13 protein-coding genes are annotated in these 11,988 nt (G+C 69.9%); 9 read left to right on the top strand and 4 right to left on the bottom strand.

What is annotated here, in order from left to right:
• On the bottom strand, positions 1-238 hold a 238-nt coding region (locus WBA97_RS17760; protein WP_424231947.1), incomplete at its 3' end, for a DUF5685 family protein.
• Between the two features lie 90 nt (positions 239-328).
• Between WBA97_RS17760 and WBA97_RS17755 the strand changes: the two genes are divergently transcribed.
• From WBA97_RS17755 to moaA, 7 genes are all read left to right on the top strand, one after another.
• The gene (locus WBA97_RS17755; RefSeq protein ID WP_424231946.1) at positions 329-835 is read left to right on the top strand and encodes a DUF402 domain-containing protein; all 507 of its coding nucleotides are present in this window, start codon (positions 329-331) and stop codon (positions 833-835) included.
• A 142-nt stretch (positions 836-977) separates the two neighbouring features.
• Entirely contained in the window at positions 978-1,496 is a 519-nt protein-coding gene (locus WBA97_RS17750; protein ID WP_424231945.1) for a DUF402 domain-containing protein, read from the top strand.
• Positions 1,497-1,599: 103 nt separating this feature from the next.
• Positions 1,600-2,508, top strand: coding sequence for an ABC transporter ATP-binding protein (locus WBA97_RS17745; RefSeq protein WP_424231944.1), 909 nt, complete (start codon positions 1,600-1,602; stop codon positions 2,506-2,508).
• A gap of 10 nt (positions 2,509-2,518) precedes the next feature.
• Positions 2,519-3,259: an ABC transporter permease gene (locus WBA97_RS17740; RefSeq protein WP_424231943.1), complete on the top strand. Its 741-nt coding sequence runs from the start codon at positions 2,519-2,521 to the stop codon at positions 3,257-3,259.
• 3 nt (positions 3,260-3,262) lie between these two features.
• Positions 3,263-4,567, top strand: coding sequence for a sensor histidine kinase (locus WBA97_RS17735; RefSeq protein ID WP_424231942.1), 1,305 nt, complete (start codon positions 3,263-3,265; stop codon positions 4,565-4,567).
• Between the two features lie 12 nt (positions 4,568-4,579).
• Positions 4,580-5,218 carry a response regulator gene (locus WBA97_RS17730; protein ID WP_424231941.1) on the top strand — a complete coding sequence of 213 codons (639 nt, stop codon included), beginning with the start codon at positions 4,580-4,582 and terminating at the stop codon, positions 5,216-5,218.
• A 94-nt stretch (positions 5,219-5,312) separates the two neighbouring features.
• The gene (gene moaA / locus WBA97_RS17725) at positions 5,313-6,353 is read left to right on the top strand and encodes a GTP 3',8-cyclase MoaA (RefSeq protein ID WP_424231940.1); all 1,041 of its coding nucleotides are present in this window, start codon (positions 5,313-5,315) and stop codon (positions 6,351-6,353) included.
• A gap of 6 nt (positions 6,354-6,359) precedes the next feature.
• Here the strand turns inward: moaA and coaE are convergent, their stop codons facing one another.
• The 3 genes from coaE to rpsA form a co-directional block, all read right to left on the bottom strand.
• Positions 6,360-7,556 (bottom strand): dephospho-CoA kinase, encoded by a 1,197-nt coding sequence (gene coaE / locus WBA97_RS17720; RefSeq protein WP_424231939.1) that lies wholly within the window; start codon positions 7,554-7,556, stop codon positions 6,360-6,362.
• 43 nt (positions 7,557-7,599) lie between these two features.
• Positions 7,600-8,181: a hypothetical protein gene (locus tag WBA97_RS17715; RefSeq protein ID WP_424231938.1), complete on the bottom strand. Its 582-nt coding sequence runs from the start codon at positions 8,179-8,181 to the stop codon at positions 7,600-7,602.
• Positions 8,182-8,397: 216 nt separating this feature from the next.
• Entirely contained in the window at positions 8,398-9,894 is a 1,497-nt protein-coding gene (gene rpsA, locus WBA97_RS17710; RefSeq protein WP_424231937.1) for a 30S ribosomal protein S1, read from the bottom strand.
• 290 nt (positions 9,895-10,184) lie between these two features.
• Here rpsA and WBA97_RS17705 point away from each other — a divergent pair, with 290 nt between their 5' ends.
• The gene (locus tag WBA97_RS17705) at positions 10,185-11,042 is read left to right on the top strand and encodes a class I SAM-dependent methyltransferase (RefSeq protein WP_424231950.1); all 858 of its coding nucleotides are present in this window, start codon (positions 10,185-10,187) and stop codon (positions 11,040-11,042) included.
• Positions 11,039-11,974 carry an N-acetyltransferase family protein gene (locus tag WBA97_RS17700; RefSeq protein ID WP_424231936.1) on the top strand — a complete coding sequence of 312 codons (936 nt, stop codon included), beginning with the start codon at positions 11,039-11,041 and terminating at the stop codon, positions 11,972-11,974. Before WBA97_RS17705 ends, WBA97_RS17700 begins: the two co-directional genes overlap by 4 nt.
• The last annotated feature ends 14 nt before the right edge of the window (positions 11,975-11,988 follow it).

Below are 11,988 nucleotides of genomic sequence, written 5' to 3'. Positions count from 1 at the left end.
CCTCCGCGGACCGCATGCCCCGCATCGGGCACGGCCCCGCGACCCGGCGCGGCTCCCCGGCCCGCGCCTGCGCGTCGACGAGGGCCGAGATGATCAGTCCGTCGTAGTTCGTCGCGGCGCGGGCGAGCTGTCCGTGCTCGTCGCGGAGCGCGAGGCAAAGGCCGCACAGGTGCGCCCACCACGAGGTGCGCAGGGTGGCGGACAGCCGGTGGCGGCAAGGTCTGATGATTCCGAACACGCCGCGAGGCTAACGAGCCGATGATCACCGGATGACCGCTTCGGCCAGAGTCGCGGCGAAATTGCCGGACCAGCCTGGCACCCTGAACCCGTGACCGACCTGCACCCGCCGAAGATCGAGCTGTTCGACGTCGCCGCGATGACCAACACCGACCCCAAGGGGTTCGTGCGCGTGGTGGACAAGTACGAGACCACCGAGTTCGGGCTCTACATGGCGCGACCGCTCGACGGCCACCCCGACATCGCGTACTTCCGCTCGTGGCTGCTCCCCGGGCACGGGCTGCGGGTCGGCCGCTGGCTCGCGCACCCCGGGAAGCAACTGGGCTGCGACGTCTACATCGACATCGTCGACATCGAGAAGGGCTCGGTCTGGCGCACCACCGACCTGTACCTGGACATCCTCGTGCGCGACCACACCGACCTCGACGTGCTCGACCTCGACGAGGTCCTCGACGCGCACACCTCGGGGCTCCTCGACACCGTGACCGTCCAACGCGCGTTCGAACGGACCTTCTCCGCCGTCGAGGGCATCGCGGCCGCCGGTTATGACGTCGAGGCCTGGTTGGGGCTCCCCCTGACCTGGACCGACGCCCTTTAGTGAGAGGCCCACTCTCGGTCAACGGTTACTTCGCGTCCAGGTGAAAGATTCACCAGATCGGTATCTATCCGGGTACGAGACGTGACATAACGAATCAAACCCATGGGTCACTGACCGCATGCTGACGGCTACCCTTCGACGCGTGGGCACGACGATCACCCCCCAGCTCGTCGACGTCGTCGACACCTTTACCGCATCGCGCACGTACTCGTCGGGGACGACCCGACATCTGCGGACGTGCCAGGTGGAACGCTGGGGCCTGCGCACCGAGTGCCCCACCCCGGAGGACCCGTTCCACGACGCCGAGGTGTCGTGGCTGATGCCGACGCTCAACCTCCGGCTCACCTGCCAGCGGCCGCGTTCCCGCCACGCCAAGGCGGGTCCGAGCATGCTCACCGCCGTGCGCGCGACCAGCGACGGCCGGTACTGGAAGACCACCGACCTGCTGCTCGGGCTCGAGACGCCGTCCGGCCAGCGGGCGCGGATCATCCAGTCCGAGGAGTTCGCCGCCGCGGTCGCGGGCCGGGTCCTGCTCGTCAGCGACGCCGATCTCGCGCTCTGCACGGTGCACAAGACGCTCGAGGAGTTCAGCCACTTCCGCCACGACCTGTCCGCGTGGCTGGCCTACAAGCACATCTTCGACGTCTGGCCGCCTTACTGATCGAGGGTCAACCGATCGGTTGATCCGAGGACCAGCCTGAGTGATCACCGCGCGACCCGCGCGGTCGATCCGCGGGGGCCCCTGGTCACGGCACGCTTCTCGCATGGCAATCATCGAGGTGGACAACCTCGTCAAGCGCTACGGCGACACGGCCGTCGTCGACGGCGTCAGCTTCGCCGTCGAAGAGGGCGAGATCTTCGGCATCCTCGGCCCGAACGGGGCAGGCAAGACCACGACCGTCGAGTGCATCGAGGGGTTGCGCTCGCCGGACGGCGGCACCATCCGGGTTGGCGGCCTCGATCCGCGGCGCGACGAGGACGAACTGCGTCAACTGCTCGGCGCGCAGCTGCAGGAGAGCGATCTGCCGGACAAACTCCAGGTCGGCGAGGCGATGGAGCTGTACAGCTCCTTCTACCGGCACCCGGCCGACTGGCGGCAGCTCATCGAGACCCTCCGCCTCACCGACAAGATCGGCACCCAGTTCCGGCGGTTGTCCGGCGGGCAGAAGCAGCGGCTGTCGATCGCGCTCGCGCTGATCGGCAACCCGAAGGTGGCGGTGCTCGACGAGCTCACCACCGGCCTCGACCCGCAGGCCCGCCGCGACGTGTGGGACCTGATCGAGGTCATCCGCGCCCGTGGCGTCACGATCCTGCTGGTCACGCACTTCATGGAGGAGGCGGAACGGCTCTGCGACCGCCTCGCCCTGATCAACGCGGGCAAGGTCGTCGCGGTCGACTCCCCCGCCGGGCTGGTGTCCTCGGTCGACGACCGGCAGCGCATCCGGTTCCGCCCGTCCGCACCGATCGACCACGCGCTGCTCACGGCGCTGCCCGAGGTCATCGCCGTCGAGCGGGCCGGTGGCCAGCTGATCGTCACCGGCACCGGCGACCTCCTGCTCGCCGTGACCACCACGCTCGCCCGCAACCGGGTCGTCGCGGCCGACCTGCGAGTCGAGCAGACCTCGCTGGACGACGCGTTCGTCGCGCTCACCGGCCGCCCGATCGACCACTGAGGAGCCCGCCGTGAATACGTTCTACCGGCTCACGATGAGTGAGACGAAGCTGTTCTTCCGGGAGCCGGTCGGGGTGTTCTTCGTCCTGGCGTTCCCGCCGATCCTGCTGGTCATCCTGGGTGCGGTCCCCGCGTTCCGCGAACAGAACGCGGAGCTGGGCGGCCTGCGGGTGATCGACCTGTACGCGCCGATCATCGTCGCCATGGCCATCGCCATGCTGGCGCTCAACGGCCTGCCGCAGGCGCTCGCGACCTACCGGGAGAAGGGCATCCTGCGCCGGCTGCGGACCACCCCGGTCCGGCCATCCCGGATGCTCGGTGCGCAGCTGGTCATGTGCGGCGTCATGTCCGTCGCGGTCATGCTGGCAGTGCAGGTGGTCAGCCGCATCGCGTTCGACGTGGCGCTGCCGAGGCAGGCGGCGGGTTACCTGCTCGGCTACGTCCTGAGCGCGGTGTCGATGCTGGCGATCGGCCTGTTGATCGCCTCGCTCGCGCCGAGTGGCAAGGGCGCGGGCGCGATCGGCTCCATCCTCTTCTTCCCGGTGGTGTTCTTCGCCGGGCTGTGGGCGCCGAGGGAGACCATGCCCGAGGTGCTGCGCAGGATCAGCGACTTCACGCCGCTCGGCGCGGGCGTGCAATCATTGCAGGACGCCACCGCGGGTCACTGGCCACAGCTGCTGCATCTGGCCGTGATGGCGGCATGGACGATCGTCGCAGGCGGGTTGGCCGCCAGGTACTTCCGCTGGGAGTGAGAAGTGACCACCGAGGCCGACCTGCGGGAAGAGTTCGACAAGTGGGAGCACAAGGAACACGCGCTCTTCGCCGTGCTCCCGTACGGCCTCCTCGCGGCCAGCATCCTGTTCACTGTGCTGCAGCCGATCGTGGGCCTGCCGCAGGTGAACCACGCGGCGATGCTCAGCCTCACCGCCGCGGCCGTCCTCTGGCTGCTCACGTTCCACACGCTGCACCCGGAGTGGCACCAGAACGGCGCCAGGATGGGCCTCTACTTCGCGGGGTTCGTCGTGCTGGCCGGCGGTCTGATCCTGTTGTCCCCGCTGTTCGGCTTCTTCACCTTCGTCGGCTACATCCACGCGTTCCAGTACCTGAAAGGCCGCTGGCGGTACGCGGGAGTCGCCGCGACCGCGCCGATCGCGGCGGTGTCGTACATGGGCGGGGTGTCGAACATCGACGCCAGCTCGTGGTGGGCGTGGGTCGGCATCAGCCTGATCACCATGACGCTGGCCAGCTCGTTCTCCTACTTCGGCGACATGACCGACCAGCGCAACCACAAGCAGAAGCGCGCGCTCGCCGAGCTGCACGAGGCCAACGTCAAGCTCGAGGCGGCGCTGGAGGAGAACGCCGGTCTGCACGCACAGCTGCTGGTGCAGGCCCGTGAGGCGGGTGTGCTGGACGAGCGGCAGCGGATGGCGCGGGAGATCCACGACACCCTCGCGCAGGGGCTCGCGGGCATCCTCGCCCAGCTCCAGGCGGCCGAGCAGATGCCGGACGCGCCACAGGACTGGCGCAGGCACGTCGCCGCCGCCATGAACCTGGCCCGCGAGACCCTCACCGAGGCGCGCAGGACGGTGCACGCGGTCGAGCCCTCGGTGCTCGCCGACGCCCGGCTTCCCGACGCGATCAGCGACGTGACCAGGCGCTGGTCGGAGATCACCGACATCGACGCGGTCCTGACCACCACCGGCGACGTGCGGCCGATGCACGCCGACGTCGAGGTGACGCTGCTGCGGGCCGCGCAGGAGGCGCTCGCGAACGTGGCGAAGCACTCGCGGGCCGGCCGCGTCGGTCTGACACTGTCCTACATGGAGGATCTGGTGACCCTCGACGTGCGTGACGACGGCATCGGCTTCGAGCCGAACGCCAAGCGCGCCAACGGTTCCACGAACGGCGGGTTCGGCCTCGCCGGCATGCGGCAGCGGGTGCAGCGGCTCGCGGGCAGGCTCGCCATCGAGTCGGAGCCGGGCGGCGGGACGGCGATCTCGGCGTCGGTGCCCGCGATCCCGGCTGGCCCACCTCCCCCAGCCCGCCTCCCCGAACTTTAAGGACAAGCTCTCATGGGATCGACGATCTCGCTGCTCATCGTGGACGACCATCCCGTGGTGCGGGACGGGCTGCGGGGGATGTTCACCGCGGATCCGCGGTTCGAGGTGCTGGCCGAGGCCGGGGACGGCGCCGAGGCCATCGCGGCGGCGGAGAAGCTGGCGCCGGACGTGATCCTGATGGACCTGCGGATGCCGCGCACCGACGGGGTCACCGCGATCAAGGAGCTGGCGAAGCGCGGCGTGCCGTCGCGGGTGCTGGTGCTCACCACCTACGACACGGACAGTGACGTGCTGCCCGCGATCGAGGCAGGTGCCACCGGCTACCTGCTGAAGGACGCGCCGCGCGACGAGCTGTTCCGCGCGGTGGAGGCGGCGGCACGCGGTCAGGCCGTGCTCTCCCCCGCCGTCGCGACCCGGCTGATGGGACAGATGCGCCAGCCCGCGTCCGAGCCGCTCTCGCAGCGGGAGCTTGAGGTGCTCGGGTTGATCGCGGGTGGCTCCACGAACCGGGACGCGGCGAAACAGCTGTTCATCAGTGAGGCAACCGTGAAGACGCACCTGCTCCACGTGTATGCCAAGCTGGGCGTCAACGACCGGGCGGCCGCCGTGGCCACCGCGTTCTCCCGCGGCTATCTGACCGCCGAACGCTGAATTGTGCGCATTTTCAGAATGGCAGCGAATTGCGCAATAAATGATACCTATCAACATAATGGCGTAAATGCGATTTGGCCTATAGATTGGTCGTGTGGCTAATCGTGACGATGCGGGGCTGGTGCTCGACACCTACCGCCGCCCGCTGCGCAACCTGCGGATCTCCGTCACCGACCGGTGCAACCTCCGATGCCGGTACTGCATGCCGGAAGCCGAGTACACCTGGCTGCCCCGGCGTGACCTGCTGACGTTCGAGGAGATCTCGGCGCTGGTCGACGTATTCTCCGACCTCGGCGTGAACAAGGTGCGGCTGACCGGCGGCGAGCCGCTGCTGCGTCGCGACGTGGCCTCGCTGGTGTCGATGCTCGCGGCCAAGCCGCTGCGCGACCTCGCGATGACCACCAACGGGGTGTTGCTCGCCGGGCACGTAGAGGAGCTGAAGAAGGCCGGGCTGAACCGGATCACCGTCAGCCTGGACACGTTGCGCCCGGACCGGTCGAAGACCCTGTCGCAGCGGGCGACGCACCCGTCGGTGCTGAAGGGCATCGCATCGGTCGCCCCCGCCGGGTTCACCGACACCAAGATCGACACGGTGGCGCTGAACGGCATCAACGACGACGAGCTGGTCGACCTGATCGAGTTCGGCAGGACCGTGCCCGCCGAGGTGCGGTTCATCGAGTACATGGACGTCGGCGGGGCCACGTCCTGGTCGCCGGAGCTGGTGCTGTCGCGGGCGGAGATGCTGGCGCGGCTGTCCGCGCACTACGGGCCGATCACGCCACTGCGCAACCACGACGCCGCCCCCGCCGACCGGTTCGAGCTGCCGGACGGGACGACGTTCGGCATCGTGTCGTCGACGACCAAGCCGTTCTGCGCCACCTGCGACAGGAGCAGGCTGACCGCCGACGGGCTGTGGTACCTGTGCCTGTACGCGATGGACGGCGTGAACCTGCGCGACCCGCTGCGCGATGGCGCGTCGAAGACAGAGCTGTCGAAGATCATCACCGACGCGTGGACAGCACGGACCGACCGCGGCGCGGTGGACCGGCTCGCACAGCGCGACCGGACGCCGTTCATCCCGTTGACCGCGCTGAAGAACGACCCCCACCTGGAGATGCACACCAGGGGCGGATGAGTTCGGTCAGGACGCGGGCTGCCAGCCGGTTCGCGTCGCCCACTCCTGTGCCCGTTGGTCCGCCTCGTCGAACCACGCCTCCTTCGCGTCGGCGTAGTTGTCCGAGTTGTCGTCGGTCTCGAAGCGGGCGGCCAGGGCCTTCTTCGTGGCCAGGTAGGCGTCGCGTTCGGCCGGGTTGGCGCGCAGCCAGTCCGCGAACAGCAGCGCGTACCGCCACCCGGGGCTGCCCTCGACGCGGAGGTGGACGTTCGCTGGGCGGCCGGGATCGGCGCCGGCGTGGAGGCGCTTGCGCCACTGCTCGATGTCCGGCGCGTACGGCTTCGGGTTGTCGTGGTCGATCCACGGGAGCTTCGGGAACCCGGCCGCCGCGAGCCCGTCGGCCATCGCGTCGGCGTCGGCGAGCGAGGCGACCGTGACCTGCAGGTCGATGACGTCCTTGGCGGGCAGCCCGGGTACCGACGTGGACCCGATGTGGTCGACGCGGCGGGCGAGATCCCCCGCCGCCATCGCGATGCGCTCCCGCAGCCGCGTCGCCTGCGCGGGCCAGGCCGGGTCGGGGGCCGCCAGGCGCGGGGTGCCGTACTCGGCGCGGCGGTGGAGGCGGATGTTGGCCTCGTAGCGGACCAGGCGGTCGGCCCACAGCGCGTCGACGACCGCGAGCACCTCGTCGGGGCTGCCGCCGTTGTCCAGCCACACGTCGGCGGCCGCGCGCCGGGCCTCCTCGGTGGCCTGTGCCCTGATGCGGGCGCGGGCGTCCTGTTCGCTCATGCCGCGGTCGCGGACGACGCGGTGCACCCGCTCCTCCTCCGGCGCGTCGACCACCAGTACCAGGTGGTAGGCGGGGCCGAGGTGGTTCTCCACGAGCAGCGGCACGTCGTGGACGACGACCGCGTCCTGCTGCGCGGCGGCCATCAGCTCGGCGGTCCGCGCGCCGATCCGGGGGTGGACGATGCCGTTGAGGGTGGCGCGGGCGGACTCGTCGGTGAACACCCGCTGCGCGAGCGCGGCCCGGTCGAGCGCGCCGTCGCTGATGACCTCGTCACCGAACGCCTCGCGCACCTCGGCGAGCCCGTCGGTGCCCGGCGCCACGACCTCGCGGGCGATCCGGTCGGCGTCGATCACCACCGCGCCGTGTTCGGCGAGCCGCCGAGCCACCGTGGACTTGCCGGAACCGATCCCACCTGTGAGGCCTACGCGCAGCATGCCGGGAATTCTGGCAGCCATCCGACGGGGTCCCGCAGACGCCTCACCTGTTCGTGAGCGCCCGGTCCGCCACCTGACCGAGTAGCGCACCGGCGTGGTCCTCCCGCACCAGCACGGGGATGACCTGCACGACGACGGTGACCCGGCCCCGGTTGGCGACGAGCATCCAGTTGGCGTTCCTGACGAGCACCCCGCGGTCCGCGCCGACCTGGACGTCGCTGACGGTCGCGCCCGCGCTCTGCTCGTCGGCGACGGTGACGGTGAGCCGTTTGCGGGCGGACTCCTCGTTGACGTAGCTCGCGAGCCCGATCCAGACCTTCGCCTTCGCCATCGGCTGCCCGGCCTGCACGCCGTAGTAGCAGTCGATGCGGGCCGTGCGGCCGATGTTGCTCTGTGCCACCCCGACGATCGGCTGGACGGTGCCGGTGACCAGGTTGTTGAGGTAGCGGGTCAACTCGTCCAGGGTCGCGACGTCGCCGCAGTTGTCGGGGACGGTCCGTTCGACGCCCGCGACGGCGGGGGCGCTGCTGAAGACCGGCACGGCGGGACTGTTGCTGGGCGGCGCGGCGCCGGCACACCCGCTGACCACGAGCACCGCTCCCAGTACGGCGAGCCCCACGCGCATCGCTCAACGGTAAGCGAACGGCGCGGCCGGGGAGATAACGAAACAGGCGGCACTCCCCAGGGGCGCGCTTGGCCTCCGGCCCCCTCGAACCACGCTACCGGTGTGCACCGACGGTTTCGGCGAGCGCGGGCGTGGGCTGTGGACAACATGCGAAAGGCCCCACCGGTCACGGACCGGTGGGGCCTTTCAGAGCTGGCTAGGCGATCAGATCAAGGATCAGACGCCGCCGGACAGCTTCTCGCGCAGTGCGGCCAGCTGCTCGTCGCTGGCCAGCGTGCCGCCGGTGCTCTTCGGCTTGTCGGCGCCCGCGCTCGAGTACTCGCGCTCGGTGCCGCCTTCCTCGGTGCCACCCTCGGCCTCGGCAGCGGCTTCCGCCTCGGCAGCCTTCTTGACCTGGGTCATGTGCTGCTCGTAGCGCGTGTGGGCCTCGGCGTACTGCCGCTCCCACTCCTCACGCTGCTTGTCGTAGCCTTCCTGCCACTCCTGCGTGTCCGGGTCGAAGCCCTCGGGGTAGATGTAGTTCCCCTCGTTGTCGTACTCGGCCGCCATGCCGTACTGGGTCGGGTCGAACTCGGTGTCCGTGGTGAAGCCCTCGTTCGCCTGCTTCAGGGACAGCGAGATCCGGCGACGCTCCAGGTCGATGTCGATGACCTTGACCATGACGTCGTTGCCGACCTGCACGACCTGCTCCGGGATCTCCACGTGGCGCTCGGCCAGCTCGGAGATGTGGACCAGGCCCTCGATGCCCTCGTCCACGCGGACGAACGCACCGAACGGCACGAGCTTGGTGACCTTGCCCGGCACGATCTGGCCGATCGCGTGGGTGCGGGCGAACTGACGCCACGGGTCTTCCTGGGTGGCCTTCAGCGACAGGGACACGCGCTCGCGCTCCATGTCGACGTCCAGCACCTCGACCGTGACCTCCTGGCCGACCTCGACGACCTCGGACGGGTGGTCGATGTGCTTCCAGGACAGCTCCGAGACGTGCACCAGACCGTCGACGCCGCCGAGGTCCACGAACGCACCGAAGTTGACGATCGAGGAGACGACACCCTTGCGGACCTGGCCGCGCTGCAGCTGGTTGAGGAACTCGCTGCGCACCTCGGACTGGGTCTGCTCGAGCCAGGCACGGCGGGACAGGACCACGTTGTTGCGGTTCTTGTCCAGCTCGATGATCTTGGCTTCGAGCTCGCGGCCGACGTAGGGCTGCAGGTCGCGCACGCGGCGCATCTCGACCAGGGACGCGGGGAGGAAGCCCCGGAGGCCGATGTCCAGGATGAGACCACCCTTGACGACCTCGATGACCGTGCCCTTGACCGGCTCGTCGCTCTCCTTGAGCGCCTCGATCGTGCCCCAGGCGCGCTCGTACTGCGCGCGCTTCTTGGACAGGATCAGCCGGCCTTCCTTGTCCTCCTTCTGGAGGACGAGGGCCTCGACCTCGTCACCGACCTTGACGACCTCGTTGGGGTCTACGTCATGCTTGATCGACAACTCACGAGAGGGGATGACCCCTTCGGTCTTGTAGCCGATGTCGAGCAGGACCTCGTCCCGATCGACCTTAACGATGGTGCCCTCGACGATGTCACCATCGTTGAAGTACTTGATGGTCTTGTCGATGGCGGCGAGGAAGTCCTCACCCGTCCCGACGTCATTGATGGCGACCTGCTGGCGCGGCGCGGTGTCAGCCGGGACGATGGTGGTGTCGGTGGACATTAGCTAGGAGGCTCCGGTACGGCTTGGTTGAGAGTTGGCGGATGGGATTTGCAGTTGTCGTGCGACAGCGGCATAGTGCCGTCGGCGACGAACCCCGAACCAACGAGACAACCACCGACAAGGCCGCGCGACCGAATCTGATCCCGTGATGAACAGACGGCAGCACGAAACCACTGCGCGGATGTATCTTACGCGGCCGCGCGCTGACCGGGCAAACCTGGTCTCGGGGATCACGTCGCGAGGGGCGTACTGAGGGGGACTGGATGTCGACGCTGGAAGCGGGCGCCAGCATGCCGCAAGAAGGCGACAGCGTGGAACCGGCACCGCAACGGGCCGCGGAACGCCTGCTGGGGACGGTGGGCAGCGAGCGCCGCTGGGCCGGTTCCTCCGAGTCCGTGGCCGCGAACAGTGCCTGGTGGGACGCCGACGCCGACGACTACCACGTCGAGCACGGGGACTTCCTCGGCGTCGCGGACTTCGTGTGGTGTCCCGAGGCCCTGCGCGAGGAGGACGCCCGCCTGCTCGGCGACATCGCGGGTAAAGACATCCTCGAGGTCGGCTGTGGTTCCGCGCCATGCGCGCGCTGGCTCGCCGCCCATGGTGCGCGGGTCACCGCGTTCGACCTGTCCGCGGGCATGCTGGCGTACGCGGCCGCCGCCAACGAGGCCACCGGCCTCGACGTGCCGCTGGTCCGCGCCAACGCCGAGTGCCTGCCGTTCGCGACCGGGTCGTTCGACATCGCGTGCTCCGCGTTCGGCGCGGTGCCGTTCGTCGCGGACCTGCCCGGCACGTTCCGCGAGGTCGCCCGCGTGCTGCGGCCGGGCGGCTCGTGGGTCTTCGCGGTCACTCACCCGATCCGGTGGATTTTCCCGGACGACCCCGGCCCCAACGGCCTGCACGTGACCGGCTCGTACTTCGACCGCACCCCGTACGTCGAGGTCGACGCGGACGGCCACGCCACCTACGTGGAGCACCACCGCACGCTCGGCGACTTCGTGCGCGCACTGAACTCGGCCGGGCTGACGCTGGTCGACCTGGTCGAGCCGGAGTGGCCGGACGAGCTCACCGAGGTGTGGGGCCAGTGGAGCCCGTTACGCGGTGAGCTGTTCCCCGGCACGGCCATCTTCCTGACCCGGCGCGCCGCGTGAGGGTTGCCGGCTCCCTGCTCGGCGCACAGACCACCAGGTTCGAGCAGGTGGACCCGCTGCTGCCGCCTGCCGCTCCCCCACCTGACGGGCACGTGCTGACCGCCGCGCTGCCGGGCGGTGACCGGGTGGCCGGCGTGCTCTCCAGCAGCGTGTTCGAACCGGGCTCGGCGACCACGCTGTGGTCGGCGCTGGAGCTGTGGGAGATGCATCCGCTGGTCGGCGCGACCGGCGGCCCCGGCATGGAGGCGCTACTGCGGGAATGGGCGCGGCTGCTGGGCCGCAGGACCACCGGCGCGGACTCCGCGTGCCTGCTGACGTGGCCGAGCCGCGACGCCGAGGCGGCGCAACCGCTGCTCGCGCACGGTTTCGCGCCGCTGACGAGCCTCGCGGTGCGGCCGTTCCGGGCGGACATCCCGGCACGGCCGACACCACAGGCCGGTGTGACGGTCCGCCTCGCGACCGCGGCCGACGCCGAGACGGTGCTCGCGCTCGAACTGGCCGAGCTGGCGTACTCGTCGCTGGTCGGCGCCGCGGTGCTGCGGCCGGACGCGGAGCGGGTGAAGCGGGCGACGGTACTGCGCCACTTCGAGCAGCGTGACCCGATGTGGCTCGCGGAGCGCGACGGGATCGCGGTGGGGCTCGCGCACTGCAGGCTCATCGACGTGGTGACGGACTCGCTGACCGCCATCCGGCTGCGGCCGGGACGCTGGGGCTACGTGAACTGCGTGTCGGTGGCCGACGAGGCCCGGGGGTCGGGGGTCGGCAGGGAGCTGATGGCCGTCGCCCACCACGAACTGCACCGCCGGGGCGCGACCGGCACGTTCCTCTACTACAACCCGCCCAACCCGCTGGCCTCGGTGTTCTGGGCCCGGCAGGGCTACCGGCCGCTGTGGACCAGCTGGGAGCTGCGCCCCGCATCGGCACTGCGCTGAGTTCGCGGGGAACC

This window comes from Actinophytocola sp. (genome assembly GCF_049647105.1).
Lineage (GTDB): Bacteria > Actinomycetota > Actinomycetes > Mycobacteriales > Pseudonocardiaceae > Actinophytocola.
Note: the sequence above shows the minus strand (reverse complement) of the source record. Positions and strands in the feature narration are given on the sequence as shown.